The following is a 24928-nucleotide window of genomic DNA, read 5'->3' on the forward strand; positions in this document are numbered from 1 at the left end:
CTCATTTTCGAGAGACCTCGACCTCTATCCCGGCAACGACGCGCCAACCACCTCTACACCCTCATCTGTGAAGAGCCGCTATACCTCCCATTATTTTGGGTGTAGCGTCCCAATTTGTGAACCGGAATCGATGCCGGTCGCGGAGTACCGAGTGGCGAGCCGGAGTGAACTCGCCGGTTGAGAGCGTGGAGGCACTGCGATGGGATTGGCCTGGCAGCAAGGACCATGTGCTCCTCAGCCGGCCGGCCAGTACCTCACACCGGTGCCGCTGCCCCGACTACTATACGCCGAGCCTTTGCGGCGCCGGATGAGGGCACGGCTGGGGCAGTCCTGGGTCGCAGACAGTGAAGATGTTCTGTTGTTACATGAGCCGGGTCGTTATCCCGTGGCGTACTTTCCGCTCGGAGACGTCGACGCGCGGGTGCTCGTGCGCGATGGACACGTCACCCAGCATTCCGAACTAGGGCCGGTTACCTGGTTCGGAGTGCGCAGCGGGCAGCGGGATGTCAGACGAGCCGCGTGGGGGTTCGAATCGCTGCCGGTTCATGCGCGTGTGTTGGATGGGCGTGTGGCGTTTGCGTGGCGGGCCATGGATGCCTTCTACGAAGAGGACGAGCGGATCGTCGGCCATGCTGCGGATTTTTATCATCGCATCGACATCCGTTCGACATCAAGACATCTCGTGGTTCGGGATGGCGATCGAGTGGTCGCCGATACTGGGCGGCCGTTGGCGTTGTTCGAATCGGGTTTTGCCCCGCGCTGGTATGTCCCACGAGAAGATATCGACACAACGGCGCTACGGCCGGTCGACGTCCAAACCTTCTGTCCTTACAAAGGGTTGGCCAGCTACTACGACATCGGTGATCGACCGCGCGCGGCGTGGTCGTACCCCGACGCCTGGGCGGAGGTGGAACGGGTGCGTGACTTCGTGTCCTTCGAACCCGACAAGATCGAGGTATGGCTCGATGATCGACGACTGGTCATGGAGCCAGGGCAGGCCGTGCTCGCCCACGGCCCTGATCGGGGCCTCGATCCAGACGAGCTCGCTCGCGGCAGGTTCGTCTAGCGAGTACCGGATGCGATCCCTTGGCGCGGTAATCGCATCAGCGCTGTGTCACCGCGAACTACCAGCTATGAAAGGGAACCAATGAGCACCCAGTATGAGAACGGCGAGGCCGTGCAGGGAACCGGCGAAGTCTACGACGTCATCGTCCTCGGTGGGGGACCGGTCGGCATCAACGCCGCAGACCGCGCTCATGCGCAGGGCCTGTCGGTGGCGCTGATCGAGCGCGAACTGGTGGGGGGCGAATGCAATTACTGGGGCTGCGTGCCCAGCAAGTCACTACTGCGCCCCGTGCTCGCGGTCGCCGACGCGCGTCGAGTCGACGGCGCACGAGAAGCCGTCATCGGAGGCATCGATCCGAAGGGTGTGTTCGGTCGCCGCGACCGTTATGTCACCAATTGGGATGACACCCCGGTGGCCGAGGCGGTTGCCGCTATGGGACCGCGGTTGTTTCGCGGACACGCCCGACTGGCCGGTGCGCGTCGAGTCGCGCTCACCACCGCAAACGAAGGCGTTGTCGCACTGCGGGCCCGCCACGCGGTGGTGATCTGCACCGGAACGACGGCAGCTGTTCCCGACCTTCCCGGTGTGGCAGAGGCCAAGCCGTGGACGAACCGAAAAGCGACGGACAGCAGTGAGGTGCCTGCTCGATTGGCGGTTGTCGGAGCCGGCGGTGTGGGCGTCGAGATGGCCACGGCATGGCGTGGCCTCGGATCATCGGTGACACTGTTGGCGCGCACCGCCAGCCTGCTGCCACGAATGGAGTCGTTCGTCGGAAAGCACGTCCACGCCGGCCTGGTGGAGTCGGGGGTGGACGTACGGGTCGGCGTCGCGGTTTCGTCGCTGTGCCGGACCGGCGGGGTCGGCCCCATCCAGGTCACACTGGATTCCGGGGAGCGGCTGGAGGTGGATGAAATCCTGTTCGCGACAGGACGTATCCCGAACACCTCCGACATCGGTCTGGAAACCATCGGTCTGCAGCCGGGTAGTTGGCTCGACGTGGATGACACCTGCACGGTGCGTGCGGTCGAAGGAGATTGGCTTTATGCGCTCGGCGATGTCAATCACCGCGCCTTGCTGACGCACCAAGGCAAGTACCAGGCCCGCATTGCCGGTGCGGTGATCGGTGCCCGGGCACACGGTCAGCCGGTCGACACCGAACCATGGAGTCCCCATGTCGCAACCGCGGACGAATTCGCTGTACCGCAAGCATTTTTCACCGACCCGGAAGCAGGTTCGGTAGGGCTGACCAGCGAGCAGGCGACGCGCCGAGGGTATCGAGTGCGAACGGTCGATGTCGACATGGGAGCCGCGGTCCCGGGGGCCAATTTCTATGCTGACGGCTACCGTGGCCAGGCGCGGATGGTTGTCGACGAAGACGGTGAGTACCTGCTCGGCGTCACATTGGTGGGCCCGGGGGTAGCCGAGATGCTCCACTCGGCCACCATCGCGGTCGTGAGTCGTATTCCGTTGGCGCGGCTGTGGCATGCGGTCCCATGTTTTCCCACGATCAGCGAGGTCTGGTTGCGACTTCTCGAAGCGTATCGGGACGGCCAGGGTGCCACCGATTAGGTAGCGCGCGCCCCGGATGTACAGCTGCGGTGGGACGACGTGGGCCGGCACCATCTGTTCTATTGATGAGACTCATCAGAAACGTTCGTTGGACGAGATGAGAGCCCACTGTTCGAATGGAGGCATGACAACCGAGACCCGACCGAGGCCGTCGTCGACCATGTTGTCCGGCTGGAAGCTGACCTGGTTCCTCATCGCCTTCGTCGCCATCATCTCCACGATCGCGGCCACCGCGGTCGGCGGGGCGGGTGGGGCCAACCTCGGCATCCGCATCACCGCCCGGACATCGGCGATCCTGTTCCTGCTCGCCTTCACCGCATCGTCGCTGTACCAGCTCTGGCCCACCGCCTCCACCCGGTGGATCCGGCGCAACCGCCGCTACCTCGGTGTCGCCTTCGCCGGATCCCATGTGATCCATGCCTTTTTCATCGTGGCCACCATCGTGTTGAACACGCAGCGGTTCGATGCCGGCGTCGAACGTACTCCGCACGGCGTCTACGTCATCGACTTCATCGCGTACGGCTTCCTCATCGCCATGACCGTGACGTCCTTCGACCGCATCGCCAAACGGATGCCGTATGTGACCTGGCACCGGCTGCACGTATCCGGAAGCTATGTCATCTGGTTCGCGTTCTTCATCGCCTACTGGCGCCGCGGCGTCACCTACACCGAGTTCTACGGGCCGTTCCTGATCATCGTCTTGGCGGCGCTCGTCATTCGCTTCATCGCGAAATCGAAACGGTACGCCAGTCGCATGAGCAGCTCATGAGCCGGAGCGAGCGGTCTCCCGTCGCAGCCGGATCAGCAGCCAGGCCGCCAGGGACTGCGAGTCGGTGATCAGGCCGTCCCGGATCATCTCCTCGATCTGGTCGGCGGTGAACCACTCGCTGTGCATGTCCTGCTCTTCGTGTTCGCGTTCGTGTTCGCCCTCGGTGATGCCGGTCGCCAGGAAAGCCCAGCCACGCTGGCTGCTCATCCCCGGCGCGACGTCGAGGCGGCCCAGCACCTCCCACGACTGAGCGCGCAGACCCGTCTCCTCCCGGAGTTCCTGCTCGGCCAGGGCCTCCGGCTCCGGCTCGTCACCGTCGAGGCTGCCCGGAGCGGTGCCCTGGACAAACTCCCAGCGTCGCAACCCGATTGGATAGCGGAACTGCTCCACCATCCGGTAACGGTCGCCGTCCTGGGCAACCACCAGCGCGAACGTCGGCTTGTCGATGACGCCGTAGATGCCCACCGAACCGTCGGGGCGGCGGATATCGTCCTCGCGCACCACCATCCAGTTGTTGCGGTACACCTCACGACTGGCCAGTCTTTCGATCGGGTCCACCGGCCCAGAGTAGCCTCACCAGAATGCTGTTGACTTCGCTGGACCCCGCAGCCGTGGCCGCCGGACACGATCTCGCGGACGCGGTGCGCATCGATGGTGTGACCCTGAGCCGAAGCGACCTGGTCGGAGCGGCCACCTCGGTGGCCGAACGCGTGTCCGTCGCGCGGCGCGTCGCCATTCTGGCCACCCCGACCGCCACCACCGTGTTGGCCGTCACCGGATGCCTCATCGCGGGTGTCCCGTTCGTCCCGGTGCCCGCCGATGTGGGCGCCGCCGAACGCGCGCACATCCTCACCGATTCCGCTGCACAGGCATGGTTGGGGGAGTTGCCGGCCGAAACCGAAGGGCTGCCACATATTCCGGTCCGGATGCACGCGCGGTCCTGGCATCGCTATGCCGAACCGGCGCCCGACAGCCCCGCGATCATCATGTACACCTCCGGCACCACCGGCCTACCCAAAGGGGTGCTGATCAGCCGGCGCGCGATCGCCGCCGACGTCGACGCCCTCGCCACGGCGTGGCAGTGGACCGCCGACGACACCCTGGTGCACGGGCTCCCGCTGTTCCACGTGCACGGCCTGGTACTCGGCCTGCTCGGGTCGCTGCGGATCGGAAACCGATTCGTACACACCGGAAAACCCACTCCCGCCGCGTACGCGGCGGCCGCCGGTTCGCTGTACTTCGGTGTGCCCACGGTGTGGTCGCGCGTGGTCGACGACGAGGCGTCGGCGCGTGCGCTCGCCTCGGCACGGCTGCTGGTTTCGGGCAGCGCGGCGCTGCCGGTACCGGTGTTCGACGAGTTGGTGCGGCTCACCGGCCACGCGCCGGTGGAGCGCTACGGCAGCACCGAATCCCTGATCACCATCAGCACGCGGGCCGACGGGGAACGCCGGCCGGGCTGGGTGGGGCTGCCATTGCCCGGGGTGCAGACCAGACTGGTCGATGACGGGGGTGCGCCGGTGCCCCACGACGGCGAAACCATCGGCCACCTGCAGATCAAGAGCCCCACCGTGTTCAGCGGTTACCTCAATCGCCCCGACGCCACCGCCGAGGCGTTCGACGAGGAGGGCTGGTTCCGCACCGGGGACGTCGCCGTGATCGACGGTGACGGTATGCACCGCATCGTGGGCCGGGAATCGGTCGATCTGATCAAATCAGGTGGCTTCCGAATCGGGGCGGGCGAGATTGAAACGGTGCTGCTCGGGTATCCGGGTGTGGACGAGGTGGCGGTGGTCGGCGTGCCCGACGACGATCTCGGTCAACGTATCGTTGCGTTCATCGTGGGATCCGTGGCGTCGGACGACGTGATCGACTTTGTCGCACAGCAGCTTTCGGTGCACAAGCGGCCGCGCGAGGTGCGCGTGGTCGAATCGTTGCCGCGTAATGCGATGGGGAAGGTGCTCAAGAAGGAGTTGTTGACGTGACGTGGAGACCGACGCGAGTGAGGAACGAGCGAGCGGGAGTCGACCAATGACCCTGAGATTCTCCGAAATCTGCATCGACGCCCATGACCCTCATGCGCAGGGCGCCTGGTGGTCGCGGGTACTCGGGTGGGAGCACCATGTCGACAAGGACGGTGACGTGGTGCTCAGCGCCCCACCGGGCGCCGGCCCGGACTGGCTGTTCCTGCAGGTTCCCGAGGACAAGACCGTGAAGAACCGGCTGCACCTGGACTTCACCCCCGATGACCAGGACGCCGAGGTGCAACGGGTGATCAGCCTGGGTGCCACGCGTGTCGATATCGGCCAGGGGGAGCAGAGCTGGGTGGTGCTGGCCGACCCGGAAGGCAACGAGTTCTGCATCCTGTCGGCCACATAGCCGGTCACATGATGCTCCCAGCCTGAACTGCGACCATGGCCCGATGCGTGCTCTGGCCTGGTTGGCGACGTGCGTCCTGCTGCTCGCCGGATGCGCCACCACCGCCCCGTCGCGCGCCCTGACCCCGCCGATGGGCTGGAATTCGTGGAATTCCGGTATCGAGCTGACCGAGTCCAGCGTGCACCAGATCATCGACGCCATGGTGACCTCCGGCATGCGGGACGCCGGGTACCGCTACGTCAACCTGGATGCGGGCTGGGCGGCCCCGACCCGTGACGCCGACGGTCGCCTCCACGCCGACCCTGACCGCTTCCCGCACGGGATCACCGCCCTGGCGCATTACGCCCACGATCGTGGCATGCTGCTCGGCATCTATCACAGCCCGTTCAACGAGGGCTGCGGGCAGGACCCGCGGATCGGTGCAGCGGGTCACGAGCGAATCGATGCGCAGACATTCGCCGACTGGGGCGTCGATTACCTGAAGTACGACTGGTGTCGGTTGGCGGCCGGCCACGACGACCAGGTGAAGTACTTCACCGCGATGCGTGACGCCCTGCGCGCGACCGGCCGGCGCATCGTCTACTCCATCAATCCCAACAGCTCCGGTGATCCGGGCGCCGGCCTCGAATACGACTGGTCGAAGATCGCCGATATCACCCGCAATACCGTCGACCTGGTTCCGGCGTGGGGTGATTCGGCGCTGTGGTCATCGGGGCTCGCCGGGGTGAGCCAGGCGTTCACCGAAGCGGGCGGGGCGGCATCACCCAGCGGGCCGACCCATGTCAACGACCCCGACATGATGGTGATCGGGGTGGGCTGGAACGAGTTCGTGGCCGGGCACCCCACGATGTCCCTGGGCGCGGCCCGGGCGGACCTGACCGATGTCGAGCAGCAGGCCCATTTCTCGTTGTGGGCACTGCTGGCTGCGCCGCTCTTGGCGGGCAACGATATTCGGTCCATGTCGGCCCGGACCGCGGCACTGCTGACCAACCGCGATGTCATCGCCGTCGACCAGGATCCGTTGGTCAAGCAGGCGCATCCGTCCTCCGGTGACCCGCGGGTGCTGGTGAAGCCGCTGGCCGACGGTGCAGTGGCCGTCGGGCTGTTCAATCAGGCCGCCGACACCGTCACCATCCGCACCGCGTTGGGCGCGATCGGCTTGTCGGACGGGAGCTGTCACACCGTGCGAGATCTGTGGCAGCACACCGACTCTCAGACCACCGGCCCCGTCGTGGCGACGGTGCCGCGGCACGGGGTGGCGCTGTTGCGGGTGAGCAGTTGCCAAGCGTGACCGCGTGCAAGTTTCGGTCGGTTTTTCGCAAAGATGGTCCGGTGGGTCAATGCTCATTGCGCATGGTGGTGAACCGGCGCGGCGAATTGCCGCGGGTGGGGATGACACTCAAATGCGATGTGAAGGACCGTGCTGGTGTGGTCGGTGAAGCCACTTATCGATGCCCACGACGAAGCTCACAAAAACCGCGATGACGAAGATGCGCAACCACGCGGCGACGCTGATCGGGGCGGTGCCGAAAACCGCGTTCATGACCGGTAGGTAGGTGATAGCGAGTTGGGCGACGGCTTGTGCAGTGACACCGATGATGATCCAGCGGTTGGAGAACACACCGATACGCCAGGCCGAGTAGGTCGATGACCGGCAGCTGAAAAGGTAGAACGCTTCAACGACGACGAAGAGGTTGAGTGCTGCCGTCCGGGCCGCTACGAGACTGGCGCCATTGCCTATTTCCCACTCGAACAGCCACCAGGCGCTGGCGACGAGCAGGGTGGAGACAAGCAGGATCCGTGCGACCAGGGCACGGGTGAGCAGTGGCTGATCAGGGTCGCGCGGCGGACGGTGCATGATGCCGGGTTCCTTGGGCTCGAACGCCAGCATCAGACCCAGCGCGACGGCGGTGGTCATATTGATCCACAGAATCTGGGTCGGCAAGATGGGCAAAGCTGTGCCAAAAGCGATGGCGGAAAGGATGACCAATCCCTCGCCGATATTCGTCGGCAGGGTCCACGTGATGAATTTCGTGAGGTTGTCAAAGACGCCGCGGCCCTCTTCGACCGCGGCCTCGATAGTGGCGAAGTCGTCATCGGTCAGCACCATGTCGGCGGCATCCTTGGCCACCTCAGTGCCCCCTTTGCCCATCGCGACGCCAATGTTGGCCTGTCGCAGTGCCGGCGCATCGTTCACACCATCACCGGTCATCGCCACCACGTGCCCCCGGGCTTGCAGTGCCTCCACGAGCCGCAACTTCTGCTCGGGCGATACCCTGGCGAACACGTTGGCCCGATCCACGGCTTTGGGGTAGTTCTCGGACCTCAGAGCGGCCAAATCGGCACCGGTGAGAACTGCGTCGGCTGTCGGTTCACCGTCGGTGAGCAATCCCATCTTGGTGGCGATCGCCGTTGCCGTGCCGGCATGATCGCCGGTGATCATCTTCACCGCTATACCAGCGGTGTGGCAGGCGGCAACTGCGGACGTCGCCGCCGCACGGGGCGGATCGAGCATCGCCTGCAGTCCGGTCAACGTCAGCGGACCCGCGAGCGCATCCTCCTGAAAGTCTTGGGGATCGGTGCCGGTGAGTACACCGGTGGCCAACAACCTCAGCCCGCGACGGGACAGCACCTCGGCGGTCTGCAGAATCTCCTCGCGGTCCAGCGGTCGTGGTGCACCGTCGGTGCCCATCTGGGTGTTGCACAGCTCGAGCATCCGTTCTACCGAGCCCTTGACCAAGACGAAATGTTTGTTGCCACCGTCGTGGTGCAGCGTGGCCATGAATTGACGTTCGGAGGTGAACGGGATCGCCGCCACCCGAGGCAGTTCGGTCGCGAGGCAATCGCGGTCGAGGCCGGCCTTCGCCGCGGCCACTAGCATCGCACCCTCGGTCGGATCACCTACGATGTCCCAGCGTTCGCCTACTTGGACGAGTGCAGCGTCGTTGCAGCATGCGCCTGCCAGCAGAGACCAGCGCAGCGCCGCATTGGCCTCCAGCGACACCGGCGCACCGTCGGGACACCTTAGGGCGCCATGGGGCGCGTAGCCAGTACCGGTCACCTCAACTAGACCGTAGGGGGTCCAGATCAGCTGGACGGTCATCTGGTTTTCGGTCAGTGTTCCGGTCTTATCCGCGCAGATCACTGTGGTACTGCCCAGGGTCTCCACCGCAGGGAGACACCGAATAACCGCTCGACGCTTGGCCATTCGGGCAACGCCGATCGCCAGCGTGATCGTCACGGCAGATGGCAGGCCTTCAGGGATGGCACCGACGGCGAGTGCGACCGCGGCCGTGAATGTTTCCACCGAGTCCTGGTGGCGCAGCAAGCCGACAGCGAAGGTGACCGAGGCCAGGCCCAGGATGGCGATGGTCAGGACCTTGCTGAACCAAACAAGCTTCGCGGTCAACGGCGTGGAGAGCACTTCGGCTGCCCCGACCAGGCGATGAATCTCACCGAGCTCAGTTTCCGTACCCGTTGCGACGACGACGCCAGCACCGGCGCCCGCCGCGATCAGGGTGCCGGAGTAAGCCATGTTTCGGCGATCGGCGACGGGCGTCGCCTGAGGCAGCACCACCTCGTATTTGCGCACAGGTGCCGACTCTCCGGTGAGCGCCGATTCGTTCACCTTCAGCTCGGTCTCGTGCACCACTCGCAGGTCGGCAGGGACCTTGTCACCAGCCTCCAGCAAAACCAGATCACCCGGGACCAGCTCGTCGGACGGCACGGTATTCCTGTGGCCATCGCGCACGACCTTGGCCTGCGTATGCACCATCGAGCGCAAGCTCTCCAGTGCGGTCTCGGCCTTGGACTCCTGAATGAACCCGACGATCCCGTTGATCACCACCACGCCGAAAATCACCGCGGAGTCCACGAATTCCCGCAGTCCGGCGGTGATGACCCCGGCGACGAGCAAGACATAGATCAGGGGGTGATGAAACTGGTGAAGGATGCGCACCAGCGGGCCGGTGCCCCCGGCCGTCGGCAAGGTGTTGGACCCGAAGCGCTCAAGCCGCTCGGACGCCTCAGCGCTGGACAGACCGCGGTGTGGATCGGTCTCGAACAGAAGCATCACTTCATGTGCTGGCAGACTGTGATTAGCCGCCGTCAACGACGTCGATACCGACAACAATCTCACCTCGCGCGTGGCCAGACCAATCTTGGATTCCAACATTGCCCTGTGCATGCCGGGTGTCGATAGAGCCGTAAGTCCCCCGGGACGCGGGTCCCAGGACCGCCCTGGGCTCACGGTTGAAGGCATCATCCGGTCATGAGCGCTCCGGGTCACGTCAAAGGCGTTGAATCTCGGTGTGATTGAAGACCAAGTCTTCGCCGTGGCGCCGGGATGAAGCCTTCCCGTCGGCGTTCCGTCACTTAGTTGGCGTGTAATGCCTCGTTGAGCGTGATGCCGGTGCCGTCCCGCTTGACCACCTCGACCGCACCGGAGATGGAGTTGCGGCGGAACAACAGGTTGCTGCCGCCGGAAAGCTCCTTGGCCTTGACGATCTGACCGTCCGCGGTGGTGACCTTGGTGCCGGCGGTGATGTACAGCCCGGCCTCGACGACGCTGTCGTCGCCCAGGGAGATGCCCAGGCCCGCGTTCGCGCCGAGCAGGCAGCGCTTACCCACCGAGATGACCTCTTTGCCGCCCCCGGACAGCGTGCCCATGATCGACGCGCCGCCGCCGATGTCGGAGCCGTCCCCGACCACCACCCCGGCCGAGATGCGGCCCTCCACCATCGAGACGCCCAGCGTGCCCGCGTTGAAGTTCACGAACCCCTCGTGCATCACCGTGGTGCCCTCGGCCAGGTGCGCGCCCAGGCGGACCCGGTCGGCGTCGGCGATCCGGACACCCTTGGGCAATACGTAGTCGACCATCCGCGGGAACTTGTCGACGCCGTAGACCGTCACCGCGCCCCGGCGGCGCAGCTTGGCCCGGACCGCCTCGAAGCCGTCGACCGCGGCCGGCCCGAAGTTGGTCCACACCACGTTGGCCAGCAGCCCGAAGATGCCGTCCAGATTTGCCTCGTGCGGCTTGGTCAGCCGGTGCGACAGCAGATGCAGCCGCAGGTACGCGTCGTAGGTGTCGGCCGGCTTGTCGGCGATATCGGCGATGGTGGTGCGCACGGCCACCACCTCGACGCCACGATCGGCATCGGGGCCGGTCAGAGCGGCCAGATCGTCGGATACCTCGGCCACCGACAGCCGTGTGGTGCCGGCCGGTCCGTCGGCGCTGAGCTCCGGGGCGGGAAACCAGGTGTCCAGTACGGTTCCGTCGGCGGCGATGGTGGCCAGGCCGACGCCAGATGCGGCAGTCACGGTGGCTTAGGGTACTCGACTAACCTCGAGGGTTGTGGGCCTAGATCTGCGTGCCGACCCGATCGCACTGACCGCTGCGCTGGTGGACATTCCCAGCGAGTCGCGCCATGAACGGCGCATCGCCGACGAGATCGAGGCCGCGCTGCGGGTGCAGGCGCCGCACTTCGAGGTGATCCGCAACGGTGACGCCGTGCTGGCCCGCACTCACCTCGGTCGCCCGTCGCGCGTGCTGCTGGCCGGACACACCGACACCGTGCCCGTCGCCGACAATCTGCCCAGCCGCGTCGAGGACGGCCTGATGTACGGCTGCGGTACCTCGGACATGAAGTCCGGTGATGCGGTGTTCCTACACCTGGCCGCGACGCTCGCCGAGCCGACCCACGACATCACCCTGGTCATGTACGACTGCGAGGAGATCGAATCCAGCGCCAACGGCCTGGGCCGCATCGAGCGCGAACTTCCCGACTGGTTGACCGCCGACGTCGCCATCCTCGGTGAACCATCGGGCGGTTTCATCGAAGCCGGCTGTCAGGGCACCATTCGCGTCGTGGTCAGTGCGGCCGGGACCCGGGCGCACTCCGCGCGATCATGGTTGGGCGACAACGCTATTCACAAACTGGGGGCGGTGCTGGATCGACTGTCGCGGTATGCGGCGCGCAGTGTGGACATCGACGGCTGCGTATACCGGGAAGGGTTGTCGGCCGTTCGCATCGACGGGGGCATCGCGGGCAACGTCATACCCGATGCGGCGTCGGTGACGGTCAACTTCCGCTTTGCGCCCGATCGCAGCATCGATCAGGCCGTGGCGCACGTGTACGAGGTGTTCGACGGGCTCAATGTGTCCCTGGAGGTCACCGATGCCGCCGCGGGAGCGCTGCCCGGACTGACGAATCCGGCCGCGGCGTCGCTGGTGGCCGCGGCCGGCGGGCAGGTCCGGGCCAAGTACGGCTGGACGGACGTGTCGCGATTCGCGGCGCTGGGCATCGCGGCCGTCAACTACGGCCCGGGCGATCCCAATCTGGCCCACAAGGTCGACGAGCACGTCGACATTGCGGCTATCACCGCCACCACCGACATGCTGCGGGCTTACTTAACCGCTTGACCCGGCGGGTAAGATGTTTGTCGTGCTGGGAATCGACGACATCTCCGGGTAAAACCCCGAGATCTTTCGCGTCGTCACACATCCTTTTCTTCTTGGAGTTCCCGCATGTCTATTGTCTGTTCCCATCTTTGGTTCGCCTGGCCCGACGACACCCCGGTGTTCACCGACTTGTCCTTCGCGGTGGGAGAGGGCCGAACCGGGCTGGTGGCACCTAACGGCGCCGGCAAAAGCACACTGCTGCGACTGATCGCCGGGGTGTTGTCGCCCAGTTCTGGAACCGTGAAGGTAGACGGTGTCCTGGGCTATCTGCCGCAGGAGCTGCCGTTCCTGTCGGATCAGACGGTGGCCGATGTCCTGGGTGTCACACCGATTTTGGCGGCGCTGGACGCGCTGGCCGCCGGTGACGCGAGCGAGGAGGTGTTCGCCGCGATCGGGGATGACTGGGATATCGAGGAGCGGCTGCGGGCACAGCTGGGTGACATCGAATTCGACCGTCCGCTGAGTTCGCTGTCGGGTGGGCAGGTGGTGTCGCTCGGCTTGACTGCGCAGCTACTGAAGCGGCCGGATGTGCTGCTGCTCGACGAACCGACCAACAACCTGGATTCCCCAGCGCGTGAACGCCTTTACGCGACGCTGGACGGCTTCCGTGGCACGCTGCTGGTGGTCAGCCACGATCGAGCGCTGTTGGACCGGATGGGCACGATCGCCGAGCTGCGTGCCGGTGAGGTGTCGATGTTCGGCGGCGGGTTCTCGGCGTACGAGGAGTCGGTGCAGGCTGCCCAGCGCGTGGCCGAAGGCAATGTCCGCAACGCCGAGCAGCAGCTGAAACGCGAGAAGCGGCAGATGCAGGAGGCGCGCGAGCGGGCCGACCGCCGGGCATCCAACGCGGCCCGCAACATCAAGGACGCCGGGTTGCCGAAAATCCTTGCCGGGGCGCGTAAGCGGAGTGCGGAGGAGTCGGCCGGCCGGGCCGACGATGTGCACAGCCGCCGGGTCGGTGACGCGCGGGCACGGCTCGACGAGGCGGAACGAGCTTTGCGTGACGATGATGTGCTGGCGCTGGACCTGCCGGCGACCGAAGTGCCAACCGGGCGAATACTGTTTTCCGCCAACGGATTACGTTCATCGGCATTCGACGCGGTCGACCTGGACATCCGTGGTCCGGAGCGGATCGCGCTGACCGGACCCAACGGCGCCGGCAAGTCGACGCTGCTGCGACTGGTGGTGGCCGGCGCCGATGTGCCGGTGGCGTATCTGTCGCAGCGGCTCGATCTGCTCGATCCGGCACTGACCGTTCTGCAGTCATTGGAGACATTCGCGCCGGGCTTGTCGGTGACGCGCAGGCGGCATCTGTTGGCACAGTTCCTGTTTCGCGGAGACATGGTCGATCTGCCGGTAAGTGCGTTGTCCGGCGGCGAGCGGTTGCGGGCAACGCTGGCCTGCGTGCTGTTCGCCGAGCCCGCGCCGCAGCTGTTGCTGCTCGACGAGCCCACCAACAACCTCGACCTGGTCAGCATCGACCAGCTGGAAACGGCGTTGAATGCCTATCGCGGCGCATTCGTGGTGGTCAGCCACGACGAGCGATTCCTGGCCAACATCGGGGTGCAGCGCCGGTTGGTATTGGAGCGGGGTGAGCTCACGTCGTCGCCGTGACGCTGGCCTCGGCCTCGGTGAGTAGGTCGTACTGGTGTAGCCAGTACAGCCAGTCGGCGACGGCTGCGCGCTGGTCGGCGATTTCCAGGGCGGTGTGGGCGCGGTAGAGCGCGAGGTCTGCGGCGTGGGCGGCGTAGCGCACGAAGGCGGCCAGGTGGGCGACTTCGCGTCCGGAAGCCGCGCTCATCAGTGGTTGCATCACGTCGAACCACAGGGTGAACGATTCGTTGGCCGGCGGTGTGTTGTCTGCCCCGGCGGGCGGCAACTGCGCGACCAGGTCCGGGTCTTTGACCGCCGCCAGTTTGGCCGCGGCGTCGGGGAAGCTGATTTCCAGTCGGCTGCGGCCGGTCATCTTTCCCGTCGCCGGGATGTCATCGTCTTCCAAGAGCACCTTGTGTGCGCCCGGATCGATACCCTCCAGGTGTGCCTTGGCTCCGATGACCGCGCGCAGGGTCGTGTCGTGTGCTTGCGCCCAACCCGTCAGGGCCGCAACAGGATAGGTGGCCCACCGGGCCCGCTCGCCGGCGGGGATGGAACTGTCGGCGCTGGCCAGCTTGACCTGTTCCGGCAGGCTGGCGCCCTCGGGGAGATAGGCGATGCCGTAACTGTTGGCGACGACGATCGTGTCGGCAGCGGTGAGAGCCACCAGCCAGAAGAACCCGATGTCGTTCGGCCGAGCCATGTCCGGTGCGTTCAGGGCGGCGGCGATGCGGCGGGCGATGCTCAGCGGATCATTGCCACCCGTCTGACGCTTCAGCGCCCCCGCCGCCGCTGACGTGGCCATCAGATCGCGTTCGGCTCGCGCGGCCGATACCGGGATGGGGGCAGCGGCAGCGCCTCCCGGCTGGGTGCCGGAAGTCGCGGCGGGTGCGACGCCGGGCCCGAGAGCTCCCGCCGATGGTGGCACCGGAGCGGCGGGGGGTGGCGTCGACGGCGGGCCGAGCGGCATCGGCGGCGTCGGTGACGTGGGTGCCGACGGCGGTGCGGCTGGGGGAGCGGCGGGGCCACCACCGCCGGTCGGGACGGCCGGGTGGGCCGCGGCGGGTGTCGTCGGTGAGCTGGCAGCGGCTTGCTCGATCGGTGCTGCAGGCGCGGACAGAGGTGTGGCCGGCGTTGCGTTGCTCAGCGGCGCAGGTGGCGGCTGCAACGGCGCCTGCGCAGCGGGCCCCTTGGGGCCTGCTGCGCCACTGAGGGGATCGGGCTTGGTCGCCGGTGTGCCTTGTGGGCCCTGGGCACCTTGGGTGCCTTGGGTGCCTTGACCTGTTTGGGGGCCGGACTGGCCGGGTGTGCCTGCGCCGCTTGATGAGGAGAGTGGTGAGGGGGAACCACCGCCGGAGGTGGGGGATGAGGTTCCGGCTCCACCCGTCGGGCCTCCCGGAGATCCAGCTGTAATGGGGCCTGTCGGCGCGGGCGGTGCGGCCGGCGGTGCCAAGGAACCAGAGGCGGGGTTGGGGACAGTTGTGTGGGGGGACGGCACCTGGCTCGGGGCAGCTGGAGTCGGTGCGGTTCCCCGGACTGGACTGCCCCGTCCGCCTTGGCCTGTTGGCGACGGCGTCGCAGGCGGCACAGTTTCCGGCGCCGAGACCATCGGATCGGCGCGGTTCGGTGGAGGTTCTTTCGGTCCAGATTGATGACCGGTTGAGGTTGCGGGCGGTGATACGACTTCTGGCGCACCGGGGCGTTCCACGCCGCGTCCTGAGATGAACTGCGGGTTAGGTGGTGAAGGCGATGCTGGTGCTGGGGCACCATTTGCGGAAGGGGTGTTTTGTGGTGTCGGAGAAGCTGGTGGGGGCAACTTCTGGTTCAAAAGCTGTTGGAGTGCCTCGCCCGGCGGCTTCCAGCCGTCGCGGTTCGGGACTTGAGCGCTTGTGGCTGCAACTACTCCAACGTTCAGTGCATGAAATACATTCAATACGTTCTCGATCGCTGTCTCTCGGTCGTCTGCGTCGATAGACGGATCATCCGAGGCCTGTATTTCAGCGATGAGACGTTGCGCCTCATGAACATTCTCTACGATTGTGTTCTTGGCCATTTCGACCATTCCGCCTACATGATTATGCCATGTGGCGGCGGCAACCAACTTTTTTTGTTCTGCGATGAATTTGGAGGCATACTCACCTGCTTTACCGTTGGCTGCGTCCGAGGCGCCGCCACCCCACACTCCGCCGTCAAAAGTCTCGCCGCGTTCATGGACCCAAGGTTCAAGTGCTTCGAAAGTCAATTTCTGAAGAGTGCGACCGCATTCGGTGGCTGTTGTGTAGAGACGATCCTCATCGACGTCCGGCCAGCCGGACGGTTCAAGCAATCGGTCGACGTAGGGACCACTAGGCTTCCGAACAACCATCAATTACTCCCTAAGTACATCGCAAGCGCCGAGAACGATGCCCGTAGAGTGCAGTGATACGTCGTACAGATGCCCGTCGCTGGCACTATACGTAGGAATGGCTTCCGCAAAAGCTCGCCGGTATTGGGCGGCCAACGTGGCGAAGTCTTCTAAGGTTGGATTCCCGCTATCGCGTCCGAGCTGTTCCAACGTATCGGCTGATGATCGAAGTAACGGAACCATGCTCTCGTACATGTCCCGCTGTTCCGGAGTCCACTGGCCAGCAGGGATATTGGCATCAATTTTCGCCCAGTCCGCTGAGTCATTTCTGAACTGGTCAGTAGCCTTGTTCCAATCATCACATACTGGGTTTTCCTCTACGAGAAACTTAAGCGGGTTACTGGCATCTCCAACCGGTCCGATCTTCGATGGAGGCTCGCCGCCAGTTAACAGAGGACCTCGAGCCGCAGCGGAGCCGGAAGAGATTGCTTGACAGACGTCAGAGATTGCGGTGGCTGCGCTGACGGCTGTTAGCGCTAGCTCATTATCCTTCGGAACATAGACCGGAATGCGGTCTGCATAAGGACGCGCATAGGCGATGAACTGCTCGTACAGTTCACGCATTACGCGGTGGGGTGTCAGCTTGACCAGCCTCTCGGTCTGATTTGCCGCATCGCGTAATGCGCGACCGATGGCTTGATACTGGCCGCGAGTGGCCGGGTCCCAGCTAGTCGCAGGTATCGACGGATCGCGTTGGGCCCAGCCTTGGTTCGATACATCGGCCCAGGTGTTGTTTATCGGAACCCACGGCGCACACGACGGATCCTCGGTAATCACCGAGACCGGCCCGGTGTCATTCGCACTCGCAAAATCTGATGTCGGCGCACCGCTCGTCGTCGGTGCCGCGGTCGGCTTATCCGTCCCGCCACTGCTTTTCGTGCATGACACCGCCACGACTGCCGTCACGGCGATAACGCCGACCAGCGCCACCCCGCCGATGATCCATTTCACGAATCCGCGCTTCTGCGGCGGCGGCGGTGTCTGCGGCCAGCCCTGCTGCGGATTCCACTGCGGGCCGGGCTGCCCGCCGGGATAGCCCTGCGGCCAGCCACCGGGTCCGGGATTCCAGGAACCGTTGGGCGGCGGGGGAGGCTGAGTCACAACACATTCTCCGGTGATTGACGTGATGACGCGTGACGGTGCGCATCCCCAGAAACCTCGTCGGGAACACGCTCGGCATTCGGCACCGCGGGCGCAGCACCGGAGGTGGTGGGCTCCGTCGACTCCTCGGGCGATTCCTCTCGCCGGTGTTTGCCCTCCCGGTCCTGCTCATCCTCGGGCTTTCCGTCGGGCTTCTCCGAGCCGCCAGCCTTGCCGGCAACCTGACTCACCTGCTCGGCGACCTGCTGTGCACCCTGCATCGCGGCCTGCGGCAGCGAGCCCGCCATTCCCATCACCTGCTGGGGAATCTGCGCCGCCTGGCTGGCCATCTGCATCGGCATCTGCAACATCTGGCCGAGCTGGTCCGCGCCCTGCGCGGCATCAGCCGCCGGTCCGCCCACACCCGCAGCTACACCCGAGGCGGGCGACCCGGCGCTTCCGCCGCCGCCGCCACCACTTCCCGAGCCGCCGCCCATCTGACCCGACAGCTTGGCGTGCGACTGCGCATCGGTGGCCGCATAGCGCTCGGCGACGGTCTTGATGTTCTGCGCGAACTGGGCGGTCTGCGCCTTCAGCACCGGCAAGCCGGCCGCGATCGGCGCGAGGAACTGCGGCGCCACCGCCGCGATCGCCGTAGACAACGGATCGGAGCCACTGGGCGTATAACCGGTGGGCGGCTGGGGGATGCCCTGCGACGCCGTCAAGAAGTTGTCACCCGCCTGGGACAACGCCGTGGTGTCAACCTTCAGCGTCTCAGGCGCCATGACGACCCGCCTCAACGGACGTGGCACGGACCCCCGAAACCCCCGCGGCTCGGCCTGGGCCCATGGGCTCAACCAGCATCGACAATCCCCTCCGCATACCTCAGCTAAGACACTACCCAACCTGCAGAGGCCGTTGATGCAGAACATTCCGGGCTTTGCGCAGCACAAAGCCCGGAGGAATTGATGCGAGTCACCCCGACAGGAAGCTCCGCTTGTTTGCTGGGGATAGTCCGGGTGGCGGGTCAGCCGACGTAGCGGACGTGCGATGGAGCCGAAGCGCGCTGCCAGAACGGCATCAAAGGCTCAATCCGCTTGCGGATGGGTCGGTGCCGGACGCTGGCGAGGAGCGGAGGGCTCCACCGGTGCACGCTCGGCCGGTGACGTAGGTCCAGCTTCGGCTCGGGCCTCCTGCTCCTTTTCCTCGGTGCCGTGCTTGTCCCTGTCCTCGGCTTTCTCCTCGGCGCGGCGGTCGTCCTTCTCGATCTGGGCGCTCTTGACCTCGGATTGGCCTCCGATACCCGACGCCGACTGCGCCGCTTGCTGCACACCTTGCATGATCTGCTGCGGAATCTGCTGCAATCCCTGGGCTAATCCCTGCAGTGGTTGGGTGATCGACTGAGCCATCTGGCCGACCTGCTGTCCCACCTGGCCCAGCACCTGCCCCATCTGGCCGGCCATGTCCCCGCCGGCTCCACCAGAGGAAGCCGGCGCGCCGCCAACAGCAGAGCCTGCGGATCGCCCCGGTGCATCCTTGCCTTCGAGAACATCAGCAGCTGCCTTGAGTCGTTCAGCTCCCTGCTGATCGCCTGCCGCATACGCCTGCGCGGCCTTCTGCAGGAGCTCAGAGATGGTGCTCGCCGCCGTCGACGTGACGCCAAGCGTGTTCTGCCGGCCGGCCAGGACTCCCGACAGTGCGGTGTTCACGGCCGAGGCGATGACGCCATGGCTGGTCTCGACACCCGATCCGTCAACACCGGCAAGACCGGACAGTCCCGCCGCGACAGCGGAATGCAGTTGCGAGTAGTTCAGCACCCCGTCGGTCTGGACATGAAGCGGATCAGTCATCGTCGTCGGCCTCCGTTCGGTTCGAAGCTCATTCTATTGGCGACGGCTTCGAGGAAGTGACGGATATTCAGTCGTTCTCCGGCCAGCCCGGCATTGCTGGTTTAATCGGGGGAGCTTCAGTGAGGATGGTGGTCGCTTGCCTGGCACGCTGAGCGGCGTCGAGGGGGAAACGCGCCAAGCATTCCTGTTTCATTGCGTCTTGAGCGGCGATCGCTTCATGCGTGCGCTGAGTGTCCTCCGGGCTTCCCGGGACAAGCCCAGGAAAGTCAGTGTCTGCCCAGAGGTCGACCTCGTCGGCTCCGGTGACAAACCAGGGCCCGAACACGTCCGTCGTGGGAGCCGGTAGGGGTCCGAACTGTGGGCGTCCCGGCCGGCTGCGGTGGCGAGTCAATTGCAGCTGCGGTCTTGTCGCTGAACTCGATTCTCCACGTCTTGACGTTTCCTGCGTCGGCGCGGCCTGAATTCCGAGCGTATTCGTATGCGATCGGCGTGTATCCGTCGGGGGAGCGGAGATAGACGCCGAACGTCATGTCGCAGACAAACGCTCGGAAACCGGTCGGAATCTGTTCTACACGAAGGACATGGAGGGCTTCGTTTCCAACCGTCGGCTTGACGTTGCCGTGCGTGGGCTTGCCTTTGAATCCTCGAATGTAGCGCTTGGCGTAGGGAGTGCGAGCCCACTCCGTTGATCCCCGCTCGAGGAGTTCGGGAGTGGCTCGTAGATATCCTGGATAGCCCGCGTCGAAATCGTCTGTGTGCGAGATGATCAGCCACGATTCCAGGTAGGCGCGTAGGGGTACGGCCCAGCCGGTGGTCAGATCGAAGCCGGGTTCGGCAGTCCATTGGAGCCGGAAGTCGTAGAGCAGTGGCGGCCAGTTGCGCTTCGATTGAGTCGATGATGGCGCAGTGGGCTGATGTGGCGACGCCCCGCAACCGGCGATCGTCACCGTCAGCGCAATTGCCAGGGCCAACAGGCATTTCAGCCTTCTTGTCGTAAGCAAACTGACCATCCTCACTTATGCGGCATCAGCGGATTGAACTCGCCCGGAGGTACAGATCGAGGCGATGACGCCATGGCCGGCGTCGACCGTCCTTAAGTCGTTAGTGCTCAAGGTAATTACCCCGTACGTCCTCTTCCGGCTTCGTGTCACATCTCTGAGTCGTGTTGCACGCGGTGAGCTGTCGACAACGCCGGGCTGTCAGTCGCCTACCGGACTCTCAGCGGTCAGAGCTGGTGATGAACCACTGGGGGACCTGGAGGTAGCTTGCAAGGCGATTTGTTCAGCTTGCATCCAGCGGCCAACCGGGGACCGCATCGCCATGCGGCGGAGGACTGTCCTTGAAGCCTGTGATGATGGCAAGTCTCTCGCTTTCGTTCTGGGGCATGACCTGGCTGCAACGCTGCTGAAGCGAAGCTGGCGGCCAGCGAAGCGGTTCGGGTGCATCCTTCGGTCCCCATCCCCCGAAGCTGGCTCCGGTCATGAACCAGTTAGCGAACAAATCTTGATCGGGTGCTGGGGCAGGTCCGCGCTGTGGCACCGAAACAGGCGCCGGGCCGCCTCTTTCCAGCTGGGTGAGTGTGATGCGAAACGGACGCACGCCGCTGCCTGGGCGTGGTTGGGCGTTTGACTGAAAGGCTGCAACGGAGACGAACTTCCCAGGATGTACCTCGCTCTCCATAAAGTTCGTATAGTCACCTGTGCAGCCAAGTACGTCCCATCCATCAGGAGTCGAGTTCATCTCGAGAAGGTGGTACTGAACGGCTCCGTAGTGAGGGCGGGCGTCTTTAGAAGTGATGCTGTAACCCTCGCCTAGCGGGCGGATCCCCGTCACTTGTAGCTCGGGCGCTTCGCGATACGTCTGGTTCTCTGGCGTGGCGCGCATAAAGCCGGGATACACGTTATTGATGTCGGCGGTGAACGTCGCGATGTCGTAGGACTCCAAGTAAGCGCGGATGATCACGGCCGGTCCGGTGAAGAGGTCGATACCAGGTTCAGCGGACCAGTGGAACCGGAAGTCGTTGAGTAGCGGGGGCCAATGTGGGGACAGGCGGCCCGGCGCCGCGCTCGGCAAAGGCGACAAGCCGGTTTGCGAGAGACCGCCACATCCAGCCAACACGACAACGACCATCAGCGTTGTCAACAGGCGCATCGCGGATGCTTGCTTACGTCGCACCGTAGGCCGCCGCAACGTAGCTCCGCCAGTAGGCGGTCATCAGATCATCGATAGGGCGGTCGACTCCGACCGAATCGAGGTACGCGTTGACGCTGTTGTGAAAGTCCCTGTACTCCTTGCTTCCTGACTGGTCAGGTGCTGTGAGTTCGCCGGACTGGAGGTACTCATCAATCAATGACATGTTCCCAGCGTTCGCATTCGCCAACACCTGCGCCAGATACTGCTGGGTCGGAAACGTTCCGGGGATGGTCACATTCGGGGGCTTACCTTCCAGGGGTTCGGGGCCGATGATGAAGTCCTTTCCGATCGAGCCGGCCTCGGATGCCAGCCCGCCGGGTGTTCCTCCATGCCCTGCCACAGTTGTCGCGAGATCGAAGAGCTTCCCCTGCAGCTGCCACGATTCGTGGCGCGCCTGGAACTCGTTGTGCAGCCTGGATGCGGCCTCGTCATAGCTTCCGAGGTTCAGCGCTGCTTGCAGACGGCCGGCCGATTGCATGGCGAAATCGTCCTTCACCGGATTCCCGCTCGCGGCTGACAGCGCTGCGTTCTCGAACGCCTTGTTGACGTGCTGCTGGGTGTTCTCGAAGAGAATCTCGCTGGCGGTCTTCGGCGCACCGGACCCTGGCTGTTGATCTAACGGTGGATGGTCCGACATCAGCACACTCATCAGATGGCGGGTCTTCACGGGTTCGGTCTGGGATTGATCGGCGGGATCGAGCGGCGCGAAAAGTCCGTTGTTGCCTCCGGTGTTGTTGCCGACCATATCGTCAAAGTACGGCGACAATGCTCGGGCCATGTCCCTGGTGAGCTCTGGGTTGACTTGGCCGAGTGATTGACCCTCCGCCCCATAGCCTCTGGTGCTATCGAGATTGAGCAGATGGTTGTCCGGATTGCTGGTGAACTCAGCGAGGGCGTGGGCTGTTTCGGCCGCCCGCCCCGTCGAGTCCTGATCGGCAGACTGCTCCACCCAGTCGAACAGGCCGCCGGCCGCCAGGCCGTCGTCCTGCCACTGGTGGTTGGTCAGGTCATGCAGGAACTTGTCACCGCCGGCGCCGGTCACCGTGTCGTGGATGACCATGTCGTCCTTGTTCACCGAGTTGAGCATGTTCTGCAGGGTCGGATCGACGTTCTCGTGGTACCACCGCGGCGCGTCATCGCCAGGGCCGAATCCGGTCCCCGGTGCCTGTGGTATCGGCTGACGGTTGGAAATATCGAGCATCTCTTGGCTTTTCGCCATCATTCCAGCGTCCAAGGCGGAACCTTGTTGCAAGTTGCTGTTGCCCTGCTGCATCACGTTCGCGAGATCATTGAGGCCTTGCGTCGGCTGAAGCGGACCTGTCGGTTCCGGGGGAACGATCCAGCGTCCATCCTCGAATACGCCGCTCGACATCGGCTGCGTCATCGCAGGTCCGTCCAAAACCTTCTGGACGCCATCAGGTAGCGCGTACTTGCCGCCGCTCGCGGGCCGATCGATCGACGGCGGCTCGGTCTGCGGAAGTCCGGTGGTGATGTGCGGGTTCGAAGCAAGCTGGAACACGTCTGCGACACGGCCGCCATCGGATCCGGACTTGTCCATGATGGCTTTGATTTCGGCAGGCGTCTTGTCCCCGAATGCTCTCGAAAAGCCCTGGAGATAGGACATCTGGTCGGGTGGCAGGGTGAGATTCCCGTTGTGCAGCGCCGCCTGCTGCTCAGGGGTCAAGGTGGTGTTCTGGGTCAGGCGCTCTCGCTGCTCGGGGGTGAGTTGCCCGTTTTGTAAGGCCTCGGAATCCTCAGCCCCGGTCTCGCTGGGCGACTTGTCTTCGCCGGTCGTCGCTTCGCCGTTCCCCTTGATCCCTTGGAAGTCGCCCTTGCCCTCTTTCGGCCCGCCCCCGAACTTCTGATCGGTCGAGAGCTTCTCCCACTCCGACCCCAGCCCGCGGATCTTGCCGGCGATGGTGTTCAGCTCACCGTTGGAAGCCATGATGACGCCGGAGACCCGGCTCAGCCCCTCCCGCACGATCGGGACCAGATCGCGGTCGCGATTCTTGCCCGGTGGCACCTGCGCCGCGGCGTCGAGAACCCATTTCTTGATGCCGTCGAGGGTCTGCCTGCCGTTGGCCACCACCTGTGCGGACTCCGTGACGTGCGCGCCGAGGCGTTGGTCCAGCACGGCCAGTTGGGCGAACACCTTGGCGTGATCGGTGTTGACGGCGCCGTAGGCGTTCGCCGCGGCTCCCGTCCATTTGGATCCGGGGGCCGCGGTCTCGACGGTGGACTGCATCTGGCGCAGCGACGCGCTCTGGTCTAAGCGTTCACCGGATTGCGGTGTCCCCGTCCCGAAGGTCTCGCGTGCCTTCGACCACGTCGACAGAAACGCGTCCAGCACACTCACGTGATCCCTCCCGTCACGACATCGATCTTATTGCCGAGCCTCACCGCCGTGGTCCACCAATTCCTGCGCCTGACGCGCCGCGTCGGCGGCCGCCGCGCCGAACCCGAGATCGAGCCACTCGTCGGCCACCGCGGCCAAGCCGTCCGCGTCGCGCGCCGCCAGGGCCTGCGCGTGCGCCGTCGTCAGCCGGGCGAACGGACACGGCAGGGATAATGCCTCCAGCGCCGCCACCGCTCGCATGTCACCCAGTCGCACCGCATCGTGCGCGGCGCGCAATGCCACCGCGGATTGGCCGCCGCGTTCGGCCGCGCGGAAAGCCTCCCGCGCGGCGCTCACCGCGCCGATGGAATCCTTACGGGCCCAGCTGGTCCACGCCCGGGCCAGTGCAAGCTCCGGCGCGAACAGCATCGACTTCAGACCGTGCCGAGACTCGGCCCGCCCCAACGCCTTTGCCGCGGCCACCGTCGACCCCTGCTGCCCGAGGGTCTGCGCCAACAACATCCATGCCAGTGGAGTCCACGAGTAACCGGTCGGTGCCAAACTGTCCGCCGCCGAGCGCAACAACCCCACCGCGGCGTCCAGCTCGCCGCGCGCGGTTAACACCTCCGCGGTCAGTAACTGGCCTATCCAATGTCCGGGCCCGGAGTCGCCCGTCAACTCCGCGGCCAGCTCCTCGGCGCGGTCCAGCTCGGCGCCGAACACCGCGACAAGCACCTGTCCGTAACCGGACGTGAAGCGCAGCAAGCCGGGATGGCCGGCCTCGATCGCCCGGGACGCCAACTCGTCGACCGGGCCGAACTCGCCCATCCGCGCGTGCGCCAACGCCGCCGCCGACGCCGCCCAGCCGATCGCCTGATCCGATGCCGTCGACGACGCCAGCACCGACGCCGACAAGGCCCGGCACCGCCGCAGGTCCCCGGCGTTCATCGCGAACGTGCCCAACAGCGCGTCCACCGCGGCATCCGACGACACCCGGCCACGCAGCGCGCGCAGAAACGCCGTCGCCCGCTCCGGCTCGTCGAGCATCCAGAACTGGTTGGCCGCCCGCGGCAGCGCCCACGCCAGCAGGTCGGCTTCGTCCAATGTCGCCGGATCGACCGCCGCGAGGACCGCGTCGGCCTCACGCCCGCGGCCCTGCCAGGCCAGCTCCTGCGCCCGGGCCAACCGCGCCGGCAGCGACTCGGCTACGGGATCTGGCACCGCCGCAGTGTA

At 65.2% G+C, this 24928-nt stretch carries 19 protein-coding genes and 1 pseudogene; 9 read left to right on the plus strand and 11 right to left on the minus strand.

Translation table 11 applies throughout. The annotated features are described in order from the left end of the window. Positions 1–307: 307 nt before the first annotated feature. The 3 genes from AWB94_RS03605 (at position 308) to AWB94_RS03615 (ending at position 3404) form a co-directional block, all read left to right on the plus strand. Positions 308–1066: a DUF427 domain-containing protein gene (locus AWB94_RS03605; protein WP_234811608.1), complete on the plus strand. Its 759-nt coding sequence runs from the start codon at positions 308–310 to the stop codon at positions 1064–1066. 81 nt (positions 1067–1147) lie between these two features. Then, positions 1148–2635, plus strand: a complete 1488-nt coding sequence (locus tag AWB94_RS03610) for a dihydrolipoyl dehydrogenase family protein (RefSeq protein ID WP_062659186.1) — start codon at positions 1148–1150, stop codon at positions 2633–2635. A gap of 124 nt (positions 2636–2759) precedes the next feature. After that, complete coding sequence (locus AWB94_RS03615; protein ID WP_131805395.1) at positions 2760–3404, plus strand: hypothetical protein; 645 nt, start codon at positions 2760–2762, stop codon at positions 3402–3404. Here AWB94_RS03615 and AWB94_RS03620 read toward each other — a convergent pair. Next, positions 3399–3911 (minus strand): NUDIX domain-containing protein, encoded by a 513-nt coding sequence (locus AWB94_RS03620; protein ID WP_062659239.1) that lies wholly within the window; start codon positions 3909–3911, stop codon positions 3399–3401. The two genes, AWB94_RS03615 and AWB94_RS03620, sit on opposite strands and share 6 nt — an antisense overlap. Positions 3912–3985: 74 nt before the next feature. On the opposite strand from AWB94_RS03620, the gene AWB94_RS03625 reads away from it, so the two are divergent. Genes AWB94_RS03625 through AWB94_RS03635 form a run of 3 tightly spaced genes read left to right on the plus strand, consistent with a single transcriptional unit; the run spans position 3986 to position 7071 of the window. Then, complete coding sequence (locus AWB94_RS03625) at positions 3986–5386, plus strand: acyl-CoA synthetase (protein WP_062659188.1); 1401 nt, start codon at positions 3986–3988, stop codon at positions 5384–5386. A gap of 46 nt (positions 5387–5432) precedes the next feature. Then, positions 5433–5780, plus strand: a complete 348-nt coding sequence (locus AWB94_RS03630) for a VOC family protein (protein ID WP_062659189.1) — start codon at positions 5433–5435, stop codon at positions 5778–5780. Positions 5781–5823: 43 nt separating this feature from the next. After that, the gene (locus AWB94_RS03635) at positions 5824–7071 is read left to right on the plus strand and encodes a glycoside hydrolase family 27 protein (protein WP_062659190.1); all 1248 of its coding nucleotides are present in this window, start codon (positions 5824–5826) and stop codon (positions 7069–7071) included. Positions 7072–7179: 108 nt separating this feature from the next. On the opposite strand, the gene AWB94_RS03640 is transcribed toward AWB94_RS03635, so the two are convergent. Together AWB94_RS03640 and dapD are read right to left on the minus strand one after the other, a co-directional pair. Beyond that, entirely contained in the window at positions 7180–9909 is a 2730-nt protein-coding gene (locus AWB94_RS03640) for a cation-transporting P-type ATPase (protein WP_062659240.1), read from the minus strand. A 245-nt stretch (positions 9910–10154) separates the two neighbouring features. Next, entirely contained in the window at positions 10155–11099 is a 945-nt protein-coding gene (dapD, locus tag AWB94_RS03645) for a 2,3,4,5-tetrahydropyridine-2,6-dicarboxylate N-succinyltransferase (RefSeq protein WP_062659191.1), read from the minus strand. Between the two features lie 34 nt (positions 11100–11133). On the opposite strand from dapD, the gene dapE reads away from it, so the two are divergent. Together dapE and AWB94_RS03655 are read left to right on the plus strand one after the other, a co-directional pair. Beyond that, positions 11134–12201: a succinyl-diaminopimelate desuccinylase gene (gene dapE, locus AWB94_RS03650; protein WP_062659192.1), complete on the plus strand. Its 1068-nt coding sequence runs from the start codon at positions 11134–11136 to the stop codon at positions 12199–12201. 105 nt (positions 12202–12306) lie between these two features. After that, positions 12307–13854 (plus strand): ABC-F family ATP-binding cassette domain-containing protein, encoded by a 1548-nt coding sequence (locus tag AWB94_RS03655; RefSeq protein ID WP_062659193.1) that lies wholly within the window; start codon positions 12307–12309, stop codon positions 13852–13854. Here the strand turns inward: AWB94_RS03655 and AWB94_RS03660 are convergent. Then, positions 13838–14638, minus strand: a complete 801-nt coding sequence (locus tag AWB94_RS03660; protein WP_062659194.1) for an EspK C-terminal domain-containing protein — start codon at positions 14636–14638, stop codon at positions 13838–13840. The genes AWB94_RS03655 and AWB94_RS03660 overlap by 17 nt on opposite strands. Before the next feature lie 113 nt (positions 14639–14751). Between AWB94_RS03660 and AWB94_RS34490 the strand changes: the two genes are divergently transcribed. Next, positions 14752–15045, plus strand: a complete 294-nt coding sequence (locus tag AWB94_RS34490; RefSeq protein WP_131805396.1) for a hypothetical protein — start codon at positions 14752–14754, stop codon at positions 15043–15045. A 1156-nt stretch (positions 15046–16201) separates the two neighbouring features. Here AWB94_RS34490 and AWB94_RS34495 read toward each other — a convergent pair. The 7 genes and pseudogenes from AWB94_RS34495 to AWB94_RS03690 all read right to left on the minus strand — a co-directional run. Then, positions 16202–17188 carry an ESX-1 system-associated protein gene (locus AWB94_RS34495; protein WP_131805397.1) on the minus strand — a complete coding sequence of 329 codons (987 nt, stop codon included), beginning with the start codon at positions 17186–17188 and terminating at the stop codon, positions 16202–16204. 146 nt (positions 17189–17334) lie between these two features. After that, entirely contained in the window at positions 17335–18102 is a 768-nt protein-coding gene (locus AWB94_RS03670; RefSeq protein WP_062659197.1) for a PE domain-containing protein, read from the minus strand. A gap of 303 nt (positions 18103–18405) precedes the next feature. Beyond that, positions 18406–19167 carry a type VII secretion target gene (locus tag AWB94_RS03675; protein ID WP_062659198.1) on the minus strand — a complete coding sequence of 254 codons (762 nt, stop codon included), beginning with the start codon at positions 19165–19167 and terminating at the stop codon, positions 18406–18408. 266 nt (positions 19168–19433) lie between these two features. Continuing rightward, on the minus strand, positions 19434–20177 hold the full coding sequence (locus AWB94_RS35480; protein ID WP_207626215.1) for a hypothetical protein: 744 nt from the start codon (positions 20175–20177) through the stop codon (positions 19434–19436). A 271-nt stretch (positions 20178–20448) separates the two neighbouring features. Next, on the minus strand, positions 20449–21318 hold the full coding sequence (locus AWB94_RS34500; protein WP_131805398.1) for a hypothetical protein: 870 nt from the start codon (positions 21316–21318) through the stop codon (positions 20449–20451). A 13-nt stretch (positions 21319–21331) separates the two neighbouring features. Next, positions 21332–23716 (minus strand): TPR repeat domain-containing protein, encoded by a 2385-nt coding sequence (locus AWB94_RS03685; protein WP_062659200.1) that lies wholly within the window; start codon positions 23714–23716, stop codon positions 21332–21334. 27 nt (positions 23717–23743) lie between these two features. Continuing rightward, positions 23744–24892, minus strand: a pseudogene (locus tag AWB94_RS03690) (AAA family ATPase); the annotation flags it as partial. Between the last annotated feature and the right edge of the window lie 36 nt (positions 24893–24928).

It is taken from the genome of Mycolicibacterium canariasense, assembly GCF_002101555.1.
GTDB classification, from domain to species: domain Bacteria; phylum Actinomycetota; class Actinomycetes; order Mycobacteriales; family Mycobacteriaceae; genus Mycobacterium; species Mycobacterium canariasense.